This is a genomic window from uncultured Ramlibacter sp. (genome assembly GCF_936925435.1).
GTDB lineage: Bacteria > Pseudomonadota > Gammaproteobacteria > Burkholderiales > Burkholderiaceae_C > Ramlibacter.
Genome location: NZ_CAKZHQ010000025.1, coordinates 41,771 through 59,238, shown reverse-complemented (window position 1 = coordinate 59,238; position 17,468 = coordinate 41,771). Strand labels below are relative to the sequence as shown.

Annotated in this window: 20 protein-coding genes; 6 read left to right on the top strand and 14 right to left on the bottom strand. The window is 67.6% G+C overall.

Annotated elements, in window-relative coordinates:
- Window positions 1-4 precede the first annotated feature (4 nt).
- Together Q0632_RS13695 and lplT are read right to left on the bottom strand one after the other, a co-directional pair.
- The gene (locus Q0632_RS13695) at window positions 5-889 is read right to left on the bottom strand and encodes a DMT family transporter (protein WP_298930891.1); all 885 of its coding nucleotides are present in this window, start codon (window positions 887-889) and stop codon (window positions 5-7) included.
- Window positions 889-2,169 carry a lysophospholipid transporter LplT gene (lplT, locus tag Q0632_RS13690; RefSeq protein WP_298930888.1) on the bottom strand — a complete coding sequence of 427 codons (1,281 nt, stop codon included), beginning with the start codon at window positions 2,167-2,169 and terminating at the stop codon, window positions 889-891. Before lplT ends, Q0632_RS13695 begins: the two co-directional genes overlap by 1 nt.
- 131 nt (window positions 2,170-2,300) lie before the next feature.
- On the opposite strand from lplT, the gene alr reads away from it, so the two are divergent.
- The 3 genes from alr to Q0632_RS13675 are packed head-to-tail and all read left to right on the top strand — an operon-like array spanning window position 2,301 to window position 4,530.
- Window positions 2,301-3,395 carry an alanine racemase gene (gene alr / locus Q0632_RS13685; RefSeq protein WP_298930885.1) on the top strand — a complete coding sequence of 365 codons (1,095 nt, stop codon included), beginning with the start codon at window positions 2,301-2,303 and terminating at the stop codon, window positions 3,393-3,395.
- Window positions 3,396-3,406: 11 nt separating this feature from the next.
- Window positions 3,407-3,736, top strand: a complete 330-nt coding sequence (locus Q0632_RS13680) for an SMR family transporter (protein WP_298930882.1) — start codon at window positions 3,407-3,409, stop codon at window positions 3,734-3,736.
- Window positions 3,733-4,530 (top strand): hypothetical protein, encoded by a 798-nt coding sequence (locus Q0632_RS13675; protein ID WP_298930879.1) that lies wholly within the window; start codon window positions 3,733-3,735, stop codon window positions 4,528-4,530. Before Q0632_RS13680 ends, Q0632_RS13675 begins: the two co-directional genes overlap by 4 nt.
- 5 nt (window positions 4,531-4,535) lie before the next feature.
- Here Q0632_RS13675 and Q0632_RS13670 read toward each other — a convergent pair whose 3' ends face one another.
- From Q0632_RS13670 to hpaR, 12 genes are all read right to left on the bottom strand, one after another.
- The gene (locus Q0632_RS13670; protein WP_298930876.1) at window positions 4,536-5,438 is read right to left on the bottom strand and encodes a DMT family transporter; all 903 of its coding nucleotides are present in this window, start codon (window positions 5,436-5,438) and stop codon (window positions 4,536-4,538) included.
- Complete coding sequence (locus Q0632_RS13665) at window positions 5,439-6,413, bottom strand: 2-dehydropantoate 2-reductase (protein WP_298930872.1); 975 nt, start codon at window positions 6,411-6,413, stop codon at window positions 5,439-5,441.
- A 44-nt stretch (window positions 6,414-6,457) separates the two neighbouring features.
- Window positions 6,458-7,225, bottom strand: a complete 768-nt coding sequence (locus Q0632_RS13660; RefSeq protein ID WP_298930869.1) for a class II aldolase/adducin family protein — start codon at window positions 7,223-7,225, stop codon at window positions 6,458-6,460.
- 23 nt (window positions 7,226-7,248) lie between these two features.
- Complete coding sequence (locus Q0632_RS13655; protein WP_298930867.1) at window positions 7,249-8,244, bottom strand: Bug family tripartite tricarboxylate transporter substrate binding protein; 996 nt, start codon at window positions 8,242-8,244, stop codon at window positions 7,249-7,251.
- Between the two features lie 74 nt (window positions 8,245-8,318).
- Window positions 8,319-9,131, bottom strand: coding sequence for an HpcH/HpaI aldolase/citrate lyase family protein (locus Q0632_RS13650; RefSeq protein WP_298930864.1), 813 nt, complete (start codon window positions 9,129-9,131; stop codon window positions 8,319-8,321).
- Between the two features lie 12 nt (window positions 9,132-9,143).
- Window positions 9,144-9,944 (bottom strand): 2-oxo-hept-4-ene-1,7-dioate hydratase, encoded by an 801-nt coding sequence (gene hpaH / locus Q0632_RS13645; RefSeq protein ID WP_298930862.1) that lies wholly within the window; start codon window positions 9,942-9,944, stop codon window positions 9,144-9,146.
- Window positions 9,945-9,948: 4 nt separating this feature from the next.
- Entirely contained in the window at window positions 9,949-10,356 is a 408-nt protein-coding gene (locus Q0632_RS13640) for a 5-carboxymethyl-2-hydroxymuconate isomerase (RefSeq protein ID WP_298930858.1), read from the bottom strand.
- Window positions 10,357-10,379: 23 nt separating this feature from the next.
- Complete coding sequence (gene hpaD, locus Q0632_RS13635; RefSeq protein ID WP_298930855.1) at window positions 10,380-11,252, bottom strand: 3,4-dihydroxyphenylacetate 2,3-dioxygenase; 873 nt, start codon at window positions 11,250-11,252, stop codon at window positions 10,380-10,382.
- Between the two features lie 2 nt (window positions 11,253-11,254).
- On the bottom strand, window positions 11,255-12,712 hold the full coding sequence (gene hpaE / locus Q0632_RS13630) for a 5-carboxymethyl-2-hydroxymuconate semialdehyde dehydrogenase (protein ID WP_298930852.1): 1,458 nt from the start codon (window positions 12,710-12,712) through the stop codon (window positions 11,255-11,257).
- Between the two features lie 3 nt (window positions 12,713-12,715).
- On the bottom strand, window positions 12,716-13,462 hold the full coding sequence (locus Q0632_RS13625) for a fumarylacetoacetate hydrolase family protein (RefSeq protein ID WP_298930849.1): 747 nt from the start codon (window positions 13,460-13,462) through the stop codon (window positions 12,716-12,718).
- The gene (locus Q0632_RS13620; protein ID WP_298930847.1) at window positions 13,459-14,103 is read right to left on the bottom strand and encodes a fumarylacetoacetate hydrolase family protein; all 645 of its coding nucleotides are present in this window, start codon (window positions 14,101-14,103) and stop codon (window positions 13,459-13,461) included. Before Q0632_RS13620 ends, Q0632_RS13625 begins: the two co-directional genes overlap by 4 nt.
- Window positions 14,100-14,531: a homoprotocatechuate degradation operon regulator HpaR gene (gene hpaR, locus Q0632_RS13615; protein WP_298930844.1), complete on the bottom strand. Its 432-nt coding sequence runs from the start codon at window positions 14,529-14,531 to the stop codon at window positions 14,100-14,102. Before hpaR ends, Q0632_RS13620 begins: the two co-directional genes overlap by 4 nt.
- A gap of 112 nt (window positions 14,532-14,643) precedes the next feature.
- Here hpaR and radA point away from each other — a divergent pair, with 112 nt between their 5' ends.
- Genes radA through Q0632_RS13600 form a run of 3 tightly spaced genes read left to right on the top strand, consistent with a single transcriptional unit; the run spans window position 14,644 to window position 17,464 of the window.
- Window positions 14,644-16,020 (top strand): DNA repair protein RadA, encoded by a 1,377-nt coding sequence (radA, locus tag Q0632_RS13610; protein ID WP_298930841.1) that lies wholly within the window; start codon window positions 14,644-14,646, stop codon window positions 16,018-16,020.
- 47 nt (window positions 16,021-16,067) lie between these two features.
- Window positions 16,068-16,490: a glycerate kinase gene (locus tag Q0632_RS13605; protein WP_298930838.1), complete on the top strand. Its 423-nt coding sequence runs from the start codon at window positions 16,068-16,070 to the stop codon at window positions 16,488-16,490.
- A gap of 38 nt (window positions 16,491-16,528) precedes the next feature.
- Entirely contained in the window at window positions 16,529-17,464 is a 936-nt protein-coding gene (locus Q0632_RS13600; protein WP_298930835.1) for a branched-chain amino acid transaminase, read from the top strand.
- The last annotated feature ends 4 nt before the right edge of the window (window positions 17,465-17,468 follow it).

Sequence of the window (17,468 nt, the reverse complement as noted above, 5' to 3'; positions counted from 1 at the left end):
TCTTTCAGGCGGGTTGCGATTTTGCGCCGGGCCAGGCCGACCAGGCGGCTGCCGCCAGGATCAGCGCGCCACCGGCCAGGGTGCGGGCGCTGAGTTCGGCCGCGGCCAGGGCCACCGAGGAGACGCTGGCAAACACCACTTCCGACAGCATGACCAGGGAGGTGGTGTGGGCCGGCAGCCGGGCCGCGCCGTACTGCAAGGCGATGTTGCCCAGCAGAAAGCACAGGGCCAGCGCCATGGCCACGGCCAGGCCCGCCGGCGGCAGGTTGACCGGGGCTGTGACCGTGCCCTGCGCCATGCCCAGCGCGCCGGCGGCCAGTGCCAGCAGGGCACCGCCGCCGAACATGCCCAGGATGCGGGTGGGCGCCGGCACATCGCCCAGTTTGCGCAGCAGGATGTTGGTCAGGGCGAAGCTGGCACCGCCCAGCAGGGCCAGCCAGTCGGCCAGGCTCTCGGGCAGCGGCCAGGGCGTGCCCGGCGTCTTGAGCACCACGGCCACGCCGGCCAGCGCCAGGGCCAGCCTTGCCAGCCGCGCGGCCGTGGGTTTTTCGCCCAGCAGCGGCCAGGCCAGCAGCACGCTCCAGGCCGGCATCAGATAGAACAGCAGCACCACGCGCACGACGTCGCCCACCGTGACCGCCCAGTTGAAGCCGACGTTGGTCATGCCGGCCGCCGCCACCAGCAGCCACAGCAGGGGATTGCGGGTGAAGCCCTGCCAGGCGCGCGGCCGCGCCAGCAGCAGGCAGGCCAGGGAGAACAGGTAGATCAGGGCGGTGGACCACAGCGGGTGCAGGCCGCGCTCCTGCAGATCGCGGAAGGGCCACCAGGACACGCCCCAGACGAAGGCGTTGAACATCAGGGCCAGCGCGGCCAGGGCCGGCGCGCCCATCAATGGGAGGTGTCGTGCCGCGCCACCTGCAGCAGGTGGTCGACTTCTTCCTTGTGCTTGACCAGATTGCTGCGGTGCCAGCGGTGGATCAGCCACATCACGCCGGCGATCAGGAAGCCGAAGGAGGCGATGGCGCCGAAGGACGACAGGCCCATGCCGGTGGACAGGCTGTAGAACGCGCCCAGGCCCAGGATGCAGGCCTGCTCGTTGAAGTTCTGCACGGCGATGGAGCGGCCCGCGCCCATCAGGTTATGGCCGCGGTGCTGCAGCAGGGCGTTCATCGGCACCACCAGGAAGCCCACCAGGCCACCCATGAAGATCAGGAAGGGAATGGCGACCCAGACGTTGCTGATGAAGATCATCGCGATGATCAGCAGGCCCGACATGATGCCCAGCGGGATGACGCTGGTTGCACGGTCCAGGCGCATCTTCATGGAGGCGACGACGGCACCGACGGCCGTGCCCAGCGCGACCACGCCGCTGAGGGCCGAGGCCTGGGTCGTGCTGTAGCCCAGCGCAGCGGCGCTCCAGGCCAGCATGATGTAGCGCAGGTTGCCGGTGACGCCCCAGATCAGCGTGGTGGTGGACAGCGAGATCTGGCCCAGCTTGTCGCGCCACAGGCGCGAGTTGCAGGTCCAGAAATCGGGGACCAGCTCCAGCAGGTTGCGCGGCATCGGGCGCATCTCCACGCCGGTGTGCGGGATGCGCGTGTTGAACCACGCGGCCAGCATGTACAGGAAGATCAGCAGGAAGATCGCGGCCTCGGGGGCGGTGTCGATGCCGGTGTCGAAGACCGGGAAGTCCAGCGCCAGCATGCGGCTGGCGACGGCCTGGCCCACCAGCTGGCCGCCCATCAGGATGCCCAGGATGATGGAGGCGATGGTCAGGCCCTCGATCCAGCCGTTGGCCTTGACCAGCTGCGAGGCCGGCAGCAGCTCGGTGAGGATGCCGTACTTGGCCGGCGAATAGGCCGCCGCGCCCAGGCCGACGACGGCGTAGGCCAGCAGCGGGTGCGCGCCGAACAGCATCATCAGGCAGCCCACGACCTTGATGGCGTTGCTCAGGAACATCACGCGCCCCTTGGGCAGCGCATCGGCCAGGGCGCCCACGAAGGGCGCCAGCACCACATAGAACAGCGCGAACATGGGCACCAGCGCTGCCGCCTGCCAGGTCGGCGCCTTGCCTACTTTGAGCAGTTCCACCGCGGCGATGAACAACGCGTTGTCGGCCAGCGACGAGAAGAACTGCGCCGACATGATGGTGTAGAAGCCACGCTTCATTGATGGGGCTTTGTGTGGGGCATCAGGTGGGCTGATGCCCTTCGATATTCTGTCAATCTCCAAACGACAGAGGTTTATATCACGCGGGGTAATGCCAAAATCCACACACCTTCCCGCTTGACGAGCCCGCCATGCCCCGCCCCATCCTGGCCACCATCCACACCGAGGCCCTGCGCCACAACCTGGCGCGGGTGCGCAGCGCGGCGCCCGACGCCAAGGTCTGGGGCGTGGTCAAGGCCAATGCCTATGGCCACGGCATTGAGAGGGTGTTCGAAGGCCTGCGCGGCGCCGACGGCTTCGCCCTGCTGGACCTGGAGGAGGCGCAGCGCGTGCGCGCCCTGGGCTGGCGCGGCCCCATCCTGCTGCTCGAGGGCGTGTTCGAGGCGCGCGATCTGGAGCTGTGCTCGCGCCTGAACCTGTGGCATGTCGTGCATTGCAGCGAGCAGATCGACATGCTGGCCACCCACAAGACCCACCAGCCGCACCGGGTCTTCCTGAAGATGAACTCGGGCATGAACCGCCTGGGCTTCGCGCCGCAGCGCTTTCGCGCGGCCTGGACCCGGCTCAACGTCCTGCCGCAGATCGACGAGATCTCGCTGATGACGCATTTCAGCGACGCCGACGGCCCCAAGGGCATCGCGCAGCAGATGCAGGTGTTCGAGGAGATCACACGCGACCTGCCGGGCGAGCGCAGCGTGGGCAACAGCGCCGCGAGCTTGCGCTTCGGCCAGGACGCCGCGGTGCGCGCCGACTGGGTGCGGCCCGGCATCGCCGTCTATGGCAGCGCGCCCGATTACCCCGAGCAGGACGCTGGCGGCTGGCAGCTGCAGCCGGCCATGAGCCTGGTCAGCAAGATCATCGGCGTGCAAGAGCTGGCGCCCGGCGACAGCGTGGGTTACGGATCGAGTTTCACCGCCGACGCCCCGGCACGCATCGGCGTGGTGGCCTGCGGCTATGCCGACGGCTATCCGCGCCATTGCACGACGGGCACGCCGGTTCTGGTCGACGGCGTGCGCACGCGCCTGGTGGCGCGGGTCAGCATGGACATGCTGACGGTGGACCTCACGGCCCTGCCCGAGGCCGGCCTGGGCAGCGAGGTGACGCTGTGGGGGCGCGCCGGCAGCGGCGCGCTGCTGTCCATCGACGAGATCGCCGCCGCCGCCGGCACCGTGGGCTACGAGCTGATGTGCGCGCTGGCCCAGCGCGTGCCGGTCGTGGTGGACTGAAGGAGGTCGCCATGCACTGGTTGATCCTGGCCGTGGCCATCGTGGCCGAGGTCATCGCCACTTCGGCGCTCAAGGCCTCGAACGAATTCACGCGCCTGTGGCCCTCGGTGGTCGTGGTGCTGGGCTACGGTGTCGCCTTCTACTGCCTGTCCATCACCCTGCGCACCCTGCCAGTGGGTGTGGTCTACGCCGTCTGGTCGGGCGCGGGCATCGCCTTGATCGGCCTGATCGGCTGGCTGGTCTTCGGCCAGGCCCTGGACGGCCCGGCCATCGCTGGCATGGTCCTGATCGTCGCCGGCGTGGCGGTGATCAACATCTTTTCAAAGTCGGTCGCGCATTGAAGAACCTGTCGAACTGGCGCTCGGTCCGCCTCTGGGAAACCGGCGTCGAACGTGGGCTGCGGGAGCGCCATACCCTGTGGCTGCATGGCTGGTGCATCGGCGCCATCGTGCTGGGCACGATGTGGGCGGCCTCCCATCTGCAGATGCTGCTGGGGTCCGGCTCGCTGGCCCTGCGCTACTGCGTCACCCTGGGCATCGGTTACCTGGTCTACCTGCTGGTCCTGCGTCTGTGGGCCAGTGCCTTGCTGCGCAAGGAAGAAGGCAGTTGGGACGGGCCCGACCTGTCCTTCAATGGCGGAGGCGGCGGGAGCCCGGCGCGTGTCGAGCCGCCCCCCATGCAGTCCGGCGGCGGTGGCGATTTCGGTGGCGGCGGGGCTTCGGCCGATTTCTCCGGCGGGGATGCGGCGGCCGATCTGGCCACAGGGGCGCTGGAAGTGGCCGCCGGCTCCGACGAAGGCGCGGTCGTTGTGGTTCCGGTGGTGGCGGTGTTCCTGGTGGGCCTGGCCTTGCTGTTCGGCGCGGGTTCCCTGCTCCTGTTGTACTTCGGCTGGGAGGCGTTGCTGGCTGTGGCGGTGGAACTGTCGTTCACCTATGTGGCGTCGCGCACTGTCAACCGTGTCGCGCGCGAGGGTTGGTTGACGGCCGCTGTGCGCCTGACCTGGAAGCCGTTGCTGGGCGCCCTGGCCTGCGCCGTCCTGTTGGGCGCGACCATCGACCACTTCATCCCCTCGGCCGATTCGCTGCCGCAGGCGATCAAGGCCATCCGCTTCTCCAGCGCGGCCAGCAGCCGCTGAGGCCGCTAACGCTTGCGCATCCCCAGCGCCATCACGGCGCCGACAACGACCAGGGCGCCGACCACCTGCACCGGCGCAATCGACTGGCCCAGCACCAGCCAGGCCAGCACCAGCGCAAACACCGGCTCCACATTCATGATGGCGGAGTTGCCGACCACGCCCAGGCGCGGCAGCACGGTGAACATGATGGTGAAGGCCGTGCCGTACAGAAAGGTCAGGGCCGCCAGGCCGCCCCAGCCGGCCGCGGCTTGCGGCAGATGAAAGCCTCCCTGCAGACCGACGGTGATCAGGGCGATGACGCCGGCGGTGGCCATGGTGGTGGCGGTGCGCACCCGGCCATCCACGTCGCCGGCCTCGTGCTGGGTGATGACCAGGGCCAGGCCGAAGGTGGCGGCCGCCGCCAGCGCGAAGGCCACGCCGGCGCCGATGCGCGCCCACTGGCCCGAGGCGCCCAGGCCCGAGGCGGCGCCGAACACGTCCAGCGCCAGCGCCAGGCCGGCCAGGATCACTGGCATGGCCAGCAGCATGGCCTTCTCGGGCTTGTGCCGGTAGACCACGAAGGACCCCAGGGCGGTCCAGATCGGGTAGGTGTTGAAGGCCAGCAGGGCCAGGGCCACAGGCAGCCGCGCCACCGCTGAATACAGGCACAGGCTCTGGATGCCGATCAGCAGGCCGATCAGCGGCAACATGCGCTTGTGGCGCGCCGTGAACTGCGGCCGCACGCCCTGCGAGACCAGGATCAGCACGATGACGCCGGCCGTGACCGCGCTGCGAAAGACCACGGCCGTCGCGACATCCACGCCGTTGTTGAAGGCGATGCGCGCCGCCACATGGTTGGCGCCCATCATCAGGGCGATCAGCAGCAGGGTGGCGAAGGCCGTGCCGCTGATGGCTTTGCTGTCTGCCATCTAGTACAGACCGCGCACGCGTGCGTGCAGGCGGGACAGGCCCAGCAAGGCATCGGTGAAGGGCGTGGGCACGCCGGTCAGCTCGCCCAGCTCCTTGACGACGGTGACAAGAGCATCCAGCTCCACCGGCTTGCCGGCTTCCACGTCCTGCAGCATCGAGGTCTTGAAGGCGCCGAGCTTGCGCGTGAGCTGGTGCCGGTCCTCCGGCTGCTGCTCGATGGGGATGCCGATGCGCGCCCCGATCTCGCGCGCTTCCAACATCACGCTGGAGATGAAGCTGCGCACCAGGTCGTCGTCCAGGATCAGGTCGGTGGTGGCGCCGGTCATGGCGCTGACCGGGTTGACCGTCATATTGCCCCAGAGCTTGAACCAGGCGTCCTTCTGGATCTGCTCGGACAGCACCACCTCCAGGCCGGCCTTGTGCAGCAAGGCGGCCAGGCGTTGCACGCGGCCGCTCTGCTCGCCCGAGGGCTCCCCAATGATCAGCTTGTTGCCGAAGTGCTGCTTGACGAAGCCGGGGCTGATCAGCGAACAGCTGGCGTGGACCACGCAGCCGATGATGTGTTTCGCGGCAATGGCGCGGGCGATCGCTCCTTCGGGATCGACAGCCTTGAGCCGCGTGCCGGCGTACTTGTCGCCGAAGCCCTCGAAGAACCACCAGGGCACGCCGTTCATGGCGGTCAGCACCATGGTGTCCGGGCCGATCAGCGGTGCGATGGCCTTGGCGACCTCGGCCATCGCCGGCGCCTTGACGGCGACGACCACAAGGTCCTGCACACCCAGCTGCGCGGGGTCGGCGCTGGCGCGCACCGGCACCGAGACAGTCTGTTCACCGCTTTGCAGGCGCAGGCCGTGTTCCTGCAAGGCCTGCAGCGTCGCGCCGCGCGCCACCACGCTGACTTCATTGCCCACCTGGGCCAGCCGGACGCCCAGCCAGCCGCCGATGGCGCCGGCTCCGTAAATGCAAGTTTTCATTGGTGAATTGGCCTCTGGCCCCCGTGAAATGGACCTCGGGCGCTCTAGTTTTTGTAGCTGTCGTCGAGCTTGTCGACCTGCCGCACCAGGGCGTCGAAGACGTCCTGGCCGGCGCCGAACTGGGCGTCGAACTGGAAGGAGTCGTGCGTGGTCTTTCGGGCCACGGCCTCGGGCACGGCGATGGCGGGGCCCATGGCCGCCTGCGCCACCTGGACCTCGCAGGCGCGCTGCAGGGTCCACAGGCGCACCAAGGCCAGCGGCAAGGTGCTGGCCCAGGACAGCAGGCCGTGGTTGCGCAGGATCACCACCGGCTTGTCGGCTATGTTCTTCAACAGCCGCGGCGCCTCGTCGGCATGGATGGTGATGCCCTCGAAGTCATGGTAGGCCACCAGACCGTGCAGCTGGGCCGAGTAGAAATTGTTCTGCGCCAGGCCGCCCTGGGTGCAGGCCACGGCCAGGCCGGCCGTGGTGTGGGTGTGCATGACGCAGTGCGCGCCGGCCAGGCCTTCGTGGATGGCCGCGTGCACGGTGAAGCCGGCCGGATTCACCGGCCAGGGGTTGGCGTCCAGCTTGTTGCCCTGGACGTCGATCTTGAGCAGGTTGCTGGCCGTCACCTCGCTGTAGTGCAGGCCGAAGGGGTTGATGAGGAATTGCTTTTGACCACCGCTCACGCTGCCCGGCAGCCGCACCGTGATGTGGTTGTAGATCATCTCGGTCCAGCCCAGCATCGCGAACACGCGGTAGCAGGCGGCCAGTTCCAGCCGCGCCTTCCACTCGTCGGGATGCATGCTGGATTTGAGGACGGCGTTCATGGGCAACTCCTTCGGCGGTGGGCCTATGCCTCGGCGGTGAAGCCGACCTGCTTGACGATGGGGGCCCACTTGGCCATGTCCTTCTTGAGCAGCTCGGTCAGTTCGGCCGGGGTGGACGACTGGGCTTCCAGCCCGAAGCCGGCCAGGCCGTCGATCACGTCCTTTTGCGCCAGTGCGTTCTTCATGGCGGCGTTCAGGCGCGCGACGATGGGCGCCGGCGTGTTGGGCGGCAGCAGGAAGGCGAACCACTCGCTGTGGGTGGCGTTCTTGATGCCCTGTTCTTCATAGGTCGGCACGTCGGGGGCGAAGCGGTTGCGCTTGGCGCCGGACACGCCCAGGATGCGGATCTTTCCGGTGGGCAGGTGCTGGGTCAGGTCGCCGATCGGGCCCGACACGGCGGCGATGTTGCCGCCCAGCAGGTCCAGCATGGCCGGCTGGGTGCCGCGGTAGGCCGCGTGCTTGAGGTCGACACCGGCATTCTTGCCCAGCAGGGCGCCGATGAAGTGGGGCGTGGAGCCGGCTGCCGGCGAGCCGAAGTTGGCGCCCAGCGGATTGGCCTTGGCCCAGGCCAGGAACTCGGGCACGGTCTTCACGCTCGCGGGCACCATGGGGCCGACGGCGAAGCCGAAGTCGAACACGCAGGCCACGCTCAGCGGCGTCAGGTCCACCAGCGGGTCATACGGCAGCTTCTTGTAGATGTGCGGGTAGATGGTGAGGATGGAGGTGGGCGTCTGCAGGATGGTGGCGCCGTCCGGCGCGGCGGCCTTGACCGTGGTGACGGCGATCTGGCCGCCGGCGCCGGTCTTGTTTTCCACCACCACGGCCTTGGCGTAGTCGGGCTGCAGGCGGGTGGCGACGCGGCGGCACAGGGTGTCCGAGGTGCCGCCGGCGGCGAAGCCGGTGATCAGCTTGGCGTTCTCCAGCGGGGCCTGGGCCTGGGCCCAGACCGATTGGCCGATGCCGGCCAGCAGGGCGGAAGCACCGGCGGACTGCAGAACGTTGCGACGTGAAATGCTCATTTGGTTTGTCTCCGTTTTGTTGAAAAAATGCGGAACCGGGAAGGTATCAGGATTCGACGCGCAGCCGCGTGGGGTCAATACGTCTTGCCTTGCTGCGATGTGAGCGTCACTCCGCTCTTGAACTTGGCGGCCAGGGCTGTGGTGGCGCGGGCCAGCAGGTTGTTGTCCAGGCCGACGGCGACAAAGGTCGCGCCCAGTTCCAGGTAGTGGCGGGCCAAGGCTTCATCGGGTGTGAGGATGCCGGCGGCCTTGCCGGTATTGACGATGCGCTTGATCGTCTCGTCGATGACCTTCTGCACCTCGGGATGGCCGGAGTTGCCGGCGTAGCCCAGCGAGGCCGAGAGGTCGGCCGGGCCGATGAAGATGCCGTGCACGCCATCGACCGCGGCGATGGCCTCGATGTTGTCCAGCGCCAGCTGCGACTCGGCCTGCACCAGCAGGCAGATCTGCTCGTTCGCCTCTTTCGCGTAGTTGGGGTAGCGGCCCCAGCGCGAGCCGCGTGCGCCGCCCATGCCGCGCACGCCGTCGGGCGGGTAGCGCATGTCGCGCACGATGTTGCGCGCCTGGTCGGCCGTGTCCACCATGGGCACGAGCAGGGTCTGTAGCCCCAAGTCCAGGTACTGCTTGAGCAGCATCTGGCCGACGTTGCCGTGGCCCATGGGCACGCGCGCGATGGCGTGCGAGGCCGGGTAGGCCGCCACCACCTGGGCCTGCTGCAGCAGGGTGCGCAGGTCGTTGGGCGAATGCTCGCCGTCGAGCAGCAGCCAGTCGAAACCGGCGCCGGCGCAGATCTCGGTCGTGTAGTGGTCGGCCAGGCCGACCCACAGGCCGATCTGCGCGCGCTTGTCGGCCAGGGCCTGCTTGAAGGGGTTGACGGGAGTCTGCATGGCGTTTTTCCTTTAGACGAACTTGAACTCGAAGCGGCCCAGCGGGCCATAGTCGGCGTCGAACACATCGCCCTGCCTGGCGATGGCGGGCCGGGTGAAGGAGCCGGCCAGCACCACCTCGCCGGCCTCCAGGCATTCGCCCCAGGGCGCCAGCTTCATGGCCAGCCAGGCCACGCCGATGGCGGGGTGGCCTTGCACGCCGGCGGCCAGGCCGGTCTCTTCGACCACGCCGTTTTGCCGCAGGATGGCGCCGACCCAGGGCAGGTCGACTTCGCGCGGCCCCACTTTGCGGCCACCGAGCACGATGCCGGCGTTGGCGGCGTTGTCGCTGATGGTGTCGTAGACCTTGCGCATCACCTTGGTGTGGCGGTCGAACTGCTCGATGCGCGCATCGATGATCTCGATGGCCGGCTGCACGTAGTCGGTGGCGTCCAGCACCTGTTGGACCGTGATGTGCGTGCCCTCGATTTTCTTCTTGAGGATGAAGGCGAGTTCGACCTCGACCCGCGGTGCGATGAAGCGCGTGAACGGGATGTCGCCGGGCTCAAAGAACATGTCGTCCAGCAAGGTGCCGTAGTCGGGTTCGTCGATCTGGCTGGACAGCTGCATGGCACGCGAGGTCAGGCCGATCTTGTGGCCGCGCTTGACGCGACCAGCGGCGATCTTCCTGGCCACCCAGGCACGCGAGATGGCATAGCCGTCTTCGATGGTCATGCCGGGGAAGCGCTTGCTGAAGTGCTCGAGCTGCACGCGCAATTGTTCGCTGGCCTGCAGTTCGTCCGCGAGCTGGGCGATGAGGTCCTGCGAGAACATGGCTTCAGGCCTTGTTGAACAGCGGATGCAGGCTGCTGTGCTTGCCGTCGTAGGCCTGGCCCGGGCTTTCGTCGATCTGCAGTGTCATGCCCACGGCCTTGCGCTCGAACAAGGTGCCGAAATGGGCTCTGGCCCCCGCCAACAGGGCGTCTCCTGCTCTCTTTATCGTAGCGGACGAGCGTCCGGTTGCCATCCGCACGTTCAGGTAGATGAAGCCGTAGTCAGCCTTGCCGTCGGCCACCGCAAAGTGCGCCGCCGGGTAGGCCAGCACCCGTGTGCCGCCGGTGGGAAAGACCTGCTTGCCCTCCTCGTCGCGCGTGGCCAGCATGATGTCGGCCAGGCTGCGGCACAGCGCCGTCATGTCGGCTTCGGCTTCGAGGTTGGGTGTGTAGAGGATGACGAGATGTGGCATAAGAAATTGGGGTCAGATTCCAATTAAGAGGCGGAAGCGGGCAGCGGCGTGACCGGGAAGATGGCATTGATCTGGCCTGTGCCCGAGCTGCCGAAGTAAGGCGTGACGATTTCCACCGGCGCGGTGTAGCTGTCCCAGCCCAGCAGGCCCAGCAGCATGGCGGTGTCGTGCATGTCGCCCTCGCCCCAGCACTTGTCGGCGTACATGGGAAGCATGCCCAGGAAGGTCTTCCAGTCGCCCTGTTTCCACAGTTCCACCACGCGCTGGTCGACCTGCTCCAGGAAGGGGTCGTAGACCTTGTGCATGAACTCCGGCGCGCGGCCGTTGTCGGCAAAGTGGTGCGACAGCGAGCCGCTGGCGAAGACCGCCACCGTGCCCTCGTACTGTTCCTCGATGGCCTTGCGCACCGCCAGGCCAAAGCGGCCCGACTCATGCAGGTCGTGCCAGTCGCACCAGCCGCTGATGCTGATCACCTTGTAGTGCTGGTCAGCGTTCATGTAGCGCATGGGCACGAGCGTGCCGTACTCCAGCTCCAGCGTGGTGTCGGAATGCGCCCGACTCTTCACACCCATGGCGTTGGCCATGTCGCCGATCAAATGGCCCAACCCAGGATTGCCAGGGTAGGCATAAGGCATGTTCTTGATGAAGTGCGGCAGCTCGTTGCTGGTGTAGGTGCCTTCGAACTTCGGCCCGCAGTTGATGTGGTACTCGCTGTTGACCTGCCAGTGCACGTCGAAGACCACAATGGTGTCCACGCCCAGGGCGCGGCAGCGGCGGTCGATCTCCTTGTGGCCGTTGATGGCGGCGTCGCGGCAGCCGAAGTTGGGCCCCGGAAACTCCGACAGGTACATCGAAGGCACGTGGGTGATTTTGGCGGCGAGAGCGAGGGTGCCCATGCTCAGACTCCCCAGTGAGGGATGTGGTGGTTGCCCAGTGACACCGCCACGTTCTTCGGCTCGCAGAACACCTCGTAGCTCCAGCTGCCGCCCTCGCGGCCCGTGCCCGAGGCCTTGGTGCCGCCGAAAGGCTGGCGCAGATCGCGCACGTTCTGGCTGTTGACGAAGCACATGCCGGCTTCCACGGCGGCGGCCATGCGGTGGGCCTTGCCGATGTTCTCGGTCCAGACATAGCTGGACAGGCCGTACTGGGTGTCGTTGGCCAGGCGGATGGCCTCGGCCTCGTCGGCAAAGGGGATCAGGCAGGCCACCGGCCCGAAGATCTCGTCCTGCGCGATCTTCATGCGGTTGTCGACGTCGGCAAACACCGTGGGCAGCACGTAGTTGCCCTTCTTCACCCGGTCCGGCAGCACCGGTGCCTCCAGGCCGCCGCACAGCAGGGTGGCGCCTTCGCGCGGACCCATCTCGATGTAGCTGCGCACCTTGGCCAGATGCGCCTGGCTGATCATGGGGCCGACGATGGTCTTGTCATCCAGCGGGTCGCCCACCACGATGCGCTTGGCCCGCTCGGCAAACTTCTGCGCGAAGTCGGCATAGATCGATTGCTGGACCAGGATGCGGCTGCCGGCCGTGCAGCGCTCGCCGTTGTTGCTGAAGATCATGAAGACGGCGGCATCGAGCGCGCGCTCCAGATTCGCGTCTTCAAAAATCACGAAGGGCGACTTGCCGCCCAGCTCCATGCTGAACTTCTTCAGGCCGGCCTGCTGCACGATGCGGTTGCCCGTGGCCGTGGAGCCGGTGAAGGAGATGGCGCGCACGTCGGGATGCTTGACCAGGGGCTCGCCAGCGTCCTTGCCGTAGCCGTGCACCAGGTTGAGCACGCCGGGCGGCACGCCGGCTTCCAGCGCCAGCTCGCCCAGGCGCGCGGCCGTCATGGGCGAGAGCTCGCTCATCTTGAGCACCGCCGTGTTGCCGAAAGCCAGGCAGGGCGCGACCTTCCAGGTGGCCGTCATGAAGGGCACGTTCCAGGGCGAGATCAGGGCGCAGACGCCGACCGGATGGAACAGGGTGTAGTTCAGATGGGTTTCGGTCGGGTAGGTGTGGCCATCGACCCGGGTGCACATCTCGGCGAAGTAATAGAAGTTGTCGGCCGCACGTGGCACCAGCTGCTTGCCGGTCTGGGCGATCACCTGGCCGCAGTCGTTGGTCTCGGTCTGCGCGATCTCCGGCACATGGGCGGCGATCAGGTCGCCCAGCTTGCGGATGATCTTGGCGCGGGCCGGCGCCGCCATGCCGGCCCATTTGGGGAAGGCCTCCTTGGCGGCGGCGACGGCGGCATGGACCTCCGTCTCGCCGCCAGCGGCGACCTCGGCCAGCACCTCCTGCGTGGCCGGGTTGACGGTCTCGAAGTAGTTGTTGCCGGCGACGGCCTTGCCGCCAATCAGGTGGTCGATCTGCATGCGCTATCCAATGGTGTTCATGAGGGCGCCCAGGCCCTCGATCTCGGTCACGACCACGTCGCCGGGCCGGCAGTCGACCACGCCGTCGGGCGTGCCGGTCAGGATCAGGTCGCCGGGGCGCAGCGTCATGAAGCTGGAGAAGTACTCGATCAGGTAGGGCACGTCGAAGATCATGTCCCTGGTGTTGCCCGACTGGGTCAGCTTGCCGTTGACCGTGGTCTGCAGTGCCAGCGCCATCGGGTTGGGCACGTCGGCGGCTTCGACGAACCAGGGGCCCAGCGGCGTGGCGCCGTCGCGGTTCTTCACGCGGAAGTTGGGCCTGTACCAGTTTTCCAGATAGTCGCGGATGGCGTAGTCGTTGGCCACGGTGTAGCCGGCGATGAAGCCGTAGGCGTCGTCGCGTTTGACGTTCTTCGCGGTGCGGCCGATGACGACGGTGAGTTCGCACTCGTAGTGCATGAAGTCCACGCCCTCGGGGCGGCGCGTCACCTGGCGATGGCCGGTGAGCGCGTTCTCGCCCTTGAGAAAGACCAGGGGTTCTTCCGGCGCCTTGAAGGCCAGCTCCTTGGCGTGGTCGGCGTAGTTCAGGCCCAGGGCCAGGATGGTGCGAGGCTGCGGCGCGGGATTCAGGGGCGGCAGCCAGGTGACGGCGTCACAGGGCACCAGGCGCGCGCCCGCCAGCAGCAGCTGGCCGTCGCGCTCTTCGGCGTTCTGCGTAACGCCTTGGTAGATGACACGGGCGAGCTTCATGTGCTGGCCCCTGTGGCGGCCACCAGGGTGTTGGCGAGGCTGCCCAGGCCGGGCGCGCTGATCTCGATGTTGTCGCCAGGGCGGGCCAGCGGCCGGCCCCCGCCGGCCAGCACGTCGCTGCCCAGCATCAGCAGGTCGCCCGCGCCCAGGCTCGTGAACTCGCCCACCTCAGCCAGCAGCTGCGGCGCGCTGCGCAACAGCTGGCTGAAGTCCACCGTCTGGCGCAGCTCACCATTGATGCGCACCTCCAGCTTGAACTGCGCCGGGTCCACCTGTGGGCCCGGCGCCAGCAGCTGGCTGCCCACGCCCAGGAAGCCGTCCAGGCATTTGCTCTTGACGGGCGGCCGGTAGAAGCTGGTGTGCGGCACCGTCAGGTCGTTGACCAGCAGGTAGCCGGCCAGCTCGCCCGGCGCCTGCATCACCATGGCGATGCTGGCCCAGACCTCGACCTGGGGCACATGGGCCGGCACGCTGATGGCGGCGCCGGCGGCGCTGCGGGTGTTGGCCGTCTTGATGTAGAGGATGGGCGCTTTGGGCGACGCCTTGTAGGGAGGCTCGGTCATCTGCGCGGCCAGGGCCGCGTGCTCGGCAGGGAAATTCATCAGCGTGCCGTAGACCGTGCCCATGGACAGGAAACTCATGGCTGCTCCAGTTCGATCACTTGGTCCAGCAGCAGGTACAGTTGCGAGAGCTTCTGCTTGCCCAAAGAGGCTTCCATCCAGGCGTAGTGGTCCTCGATGCTGCGCGAGAGCTTGCCCACCAGGCGGCGGCCCTTGGCCGTGGCCTCGACCACGGTGCGGCGCTGGTCTGTGCCATCGCGTTCGCGCCGCACCAGGCCGTCGCGCTCCATGCGGGCCAGCACGCCGGTCAGGCTGGGGCCCAGGATGTAGGCCTCGCGCGCCACCCGGCCGGTCTCCACCGTTCCGTGTTCGCCCAGCACCCGTAGCACGCGCCACTGCTGGTCCGACAGGCCGTGCTCGCGCAGGCTGGGCCGGGTGTGGGCCATGACGGATTCACGCGCCTGCAGCAGCAGGCGGGGCAGGTTGCGGTGGACGAAGGGCGTGGGCACGGGGTGCGAGAGGGTGGGGCGGCCTGTTAATTAACATGTTAAATGTCTTTGGCGCTGCCGGCCGCACGCAGGTCCTGGGGATAACCCTTGGGGCCTGCTAGAGTCGGCCGCGATGGCCAAGGAAAAAACCGTTTACACCTGCAGCGAGTGCGGCGGCAGCAGCCCGCGCTGGCTGGGCAAGTGCCCGCACTGCGAAGCCTGGAACACGCTGATCGAAAGCGTGGCGGAAGGCGCCGGCCCGGCGAAGAACCGCTTTGCCTCGCTGGCCAAGACCGCTGCCGTGGTCGCCCTGGCCGACATCGAGGCCAGCGAGGTGGAGCGCACGGCCACCGGCATCGCCGAGCTCGACCGCGTGCTTGGCGGCGGCATCGTCGAAGGCGGCGTGGTGCTGATCGGGGGCGATCCCGGCATCGGCAAGTCGACGCTGTTGTTGCAGGCCCTGGACGGCTTGCAACGCCTGAATGTGCCCACGCTCTATGTCACCGGCGAAGAGTCCGGCGCCCAGGTCGCGCTGCGCTCGCGCCGGCTCGGCCTGGACAACTCCCGGGTCCAGGTGCTGGCCGAGATCCAGTTGGACAAAATCCTGGCGACGCTGGCGGCCACCCGGCCGGCGGTGGCGGTGATCGACTCCATCCAGACCGTGTATTCCGAGCAGCTGACCTCGGCGCCGGGTTCGGTGGCCCAGGTGCGCGAATGCGCCGCCCACCTCACCCGCGCCGCCAAGGCCAGTGGCACCTGCGTCATCCTGGTCGGCCACGTCACCAAGGAAGGCACCCTGGCGGGCCCGCGCGTGCTCGAGCACATGGTGGACACGGTGCTGTACTTCGAGGGCGACACGCATTCAAGCTTCCGCCTGGTGCGGGCCATCAAGAACCGCTTCGGCGCCGTCAACGAGATCGGCGTCTTCGCCATGACGGAAAAGGGCCTCAAGGGCGTGTCCAACCCCAGCGCGATCTTCTTGTCGCAGCACGCCGAGCCTGTGCCCGGCAGCTGCGTGATGGTCACGCTGGAAGGCACGCGGCCCATGCTGGTGGAGATCCAGGCCCTGGTCGACAGCGGCGGCCCCAGCCCGCGGCGCCTGTCGGTGGGCCTGGACCGGGACCGCCTGGCCATGCTGCTGGCCGTGCTGCACCGCCACGCCGGCGTGGCCTGCATGGACCAGGATGTCTTCGTCAACGCCGTGGGCGGCGTGCGCATCAGCGAGCCGGCGGCCGACCTGGCGGTGATGCTGGCCATCACCTCCTCGCTGCGTGGCAAGCCCCTGCCCAAGGGCTTCATCGCCTTTGGCGAGGTCGGCTTGGCGGGCGAGGTGCGGCCAGCGCCGCGAGGCCAAGAGCGGTTGCGCGAGGCCGCCAAGCTGGGCTTTTCCGTCGCCATCGTGCCCAAGGCCAATGCGCCCAAGAAGGGCAGCCGCGAGATCGAAGGCCTGAGCATCCATGCGGTGGACCGCATCGACGAGGCCATGGAGATCGTGCGCGGTCTGGGCTAAGCAATCCCCGCAGGCCGGCCGCGCGCTCGAGCGCCGACAATAGCGCCATGAACTGGCAGAAAATCCTTGTCCCCATCGCCGGCGTGGCCCTGATCGCCGGCGCCTGGAACGCCGCCGGCTGGCAGGGCGTGGCCATCGTGGTCGGCGGCATCGTCATGTGGATGCTGCTGCACTTCACCCGCATGATGGCCGTGCTCAAGCGGTCCTCTGATCGGCCTGTGGGCTGGGTGGGCAGCGCTGTCATGCTCAACGCCAAGCTCAGGCCCGGCGTCAACCTGCTGCACGTCATGGCCATCACCCGCTCGCTGGGCGAGCTGGTCTCGCCCAAGGACAGCCAGCCCGAAATCTTCCGCTGGACCGACGGCACGGAGTCGAGCGTGAGCTGCGAGTTCGTCAACGGCAAGCTGGTGAAATGGGCCCTGGTGCGGCCGCCGGCCGAGCCGGAAGCCGGCGACGCGCCCGCGCCTTAAAATCCAGCCTTTGCTTCCCTGACCCCAAAGGACGAGACATGAGCGTTGTACCTTCCATGGCCGACCGCGACGGCAAGATCTGGATGGATGGCGAGATGGTGGACTGGCGCGACGCCAAGATCCACGTGCTGACCCACACCTTGCACTACGGCTGCGGCGCGTTCGAAGGCGTGCGCGCCTACAACACCGTCGATGGCACGGCGATCTTCCGCCTGGAAGAGCACACCGAGCGCCTGTTCAACAGCGCCAAGATCCTGCGCATGAAGATTCCTTTCAGCAAGGAAGAAGTCAACGAGGCGCAGAAGGCCGTGGTCCGCGCCAACAAGCTCGAGAGCTGCTACCTGCGCCCGCTGACCTGGATCGGCTCGCAAAAGCTGGGCGTCAGCCCCAAGGGCAACACCATCCACCTGATGGTCGCGGCCTGGGCCTGGGGCGCCTACCTGGGTGAAGAGGGCATGAAGCGCGGCATCCGCGTCAAGACCTCCAGCTACACGCGCCACCACGTCAACATCACCATGACGCAGGCCAAGGCGGTGAGCAACTACAGCAACTCCATCCTGGCCAACATGGAAGCCCTGGACGACGGCTACGACGAGGCCTTGCTGCTGGACGCCTCGGGTTTCGTCAGCGAAGGCGCGGGCGAGAACATCTTCGTGGTCAAGGACGGCGTGGTTTACACGCCCGACCTGTCGGCCGGCGCGCTCAACGGCATCACCCGCAACACCGTCTCCCACATCTGCAAGGACCTGGGCCTGGAGCTGGTGCAAAAGCGCATCACCCGCGACGAGGTCTACATCGCCGACGAGGCCTTCTTCACCGGCACCGCCGCCGAAGTCACGCCCATCCGCGAACTCGACCGCATCGAGATCGGCGCCGGCTCGCGCGGCCCCATCACCGAGAAGATCCAGAGCGCCTTTTTCGACATCGTCAACGGCCGCAATCCCAAATACGCCCACTGGCTGGCCAAGGTCTGATCCC

Bases quoted from the DNA above. Each gene is read 5' to 3' on its own strand.
- Q0632_RS13695 (WP_298930891.1), bottom strand. From the start codon at position 889: ATGGGCGCGCCGGCCCTGGCCGCGCTGGCCCTGATGTTCAACGCCTTC.
- lplT (WP_298930888.1), bottom strand. From the start codon at position 2,169: ATGAAGCGTGGCTTCTACACCATCATGTCGGCGCAGTTCTTCTCGTCG.
- alr (WP_298930885.1), top strand. From the start codon at position 2,301: ATGCCCCGCCCCATCCTGGCCACCATCCACACCGAGGCCCTGCGCCAC.
- Q0632_RS13680 (WP_298930882.1), top strand. From the start codon at position 3,407: ATGCACTGGTTGATCCTGGCCGTGGCCATCGTGGCCGAGGTCATCGCC.
- Q0632_RS13670 (WP_298930876.1), bottom strand. From the start codon at position 5,438: ATGGCAGACAGCAAAGCCATCAGCGGCACGGCCTTCGCCACCCTGCTG.
- Q0632_RS13665 (WP_298930872.1), bottom strand. From the start codon at position 6,413: ATGAAAACTTGCATTTACGGAGCCGGCGCCATCGGCGGCTGGCTGGGC.
- Q0632_RS13660 (WP_298930869.1), bottom strand. From the start codon at position 7,225: ATGAACGCCGTCCTCAAATCCAGCATGCATCCCGACGAGTGGAAGGCG.
- Q0632_RS13655 (WP_298930867.1), bottom strand. From the start codon at position 8,244: ATGAGCATTTCACGTCGCAACGTTCTGCAGTCCGCCGGTGCTTCCGCC.
- Q0632_RS13650 (WP_298930864.1), bottom strand. From the start codon at position 9,131: ATGCAGACTCCCGTCAACCCCTTCAAGCAGGCCCTGGCCGACAAGCGC.
- hpaH (WP_298930862.1), bottom strand. From the start codon at position 9,944: ATGTTCTCGCAGGACCTCATCGCCCAGCTCGCGGACGAACTGCAGGCC.
- Q0632_RS13640 (WP_298930858.1), bottom strand. From the start codon at position 10,356: ATGCCACATCTCGTCATCCTCTACACACCCAACCTCGAAGCCGAAGCC.
- hpaD (WP_298930855.1), bottom strand. From the start codon at position 11,252: ATGGGCACCCTCGCTCTCGCCGCCAAAATCACCCACGTGCCTTCGATG.
- hpaE (WP_298930852.1), bottom strand. From the start codon at position 12,712: ATGCAGATCGACCACCTGATTGGCGGCAAGGCCGTCGCCGGCAACAAC.
- Q0632_RS13625 (WP_298930849.1), bottom strand. From the start codon at position 13,462: ATGAAGCTCGCCCGTGTCATCTACCAAGGCGTTACGCAGAACGCCGAA.
- Q0632_RS13620 (WP_298930847.1), bottom strand. From the start codon at position 14,103: ATGAGTTTCCTGTCCATGGGCACGGTCTACGGCACGCTGATGAATTTC.
- radA (WP_298930841.1), top strand. From the start codon at position 14,644: ATGGCCAAGGAAAAAACCGTTTACACCTGCAGCGAGTGCGGCGGCAGC.
- Q0632_RS13605 (WP_298930838.1), top strand. From the start codon at position 16,068: ATGAACTGGCAGAAAATCCTTGTCCCCATCGCCGGCGTGGCCCTGATC.
- Q0632_RS13600 (WP_298930835.1), top strand. From the start codon at position 16,529: ATGAGCGTTGTACCTTCCATGGCCGACCGCGACGGCAAGATCTGGATG.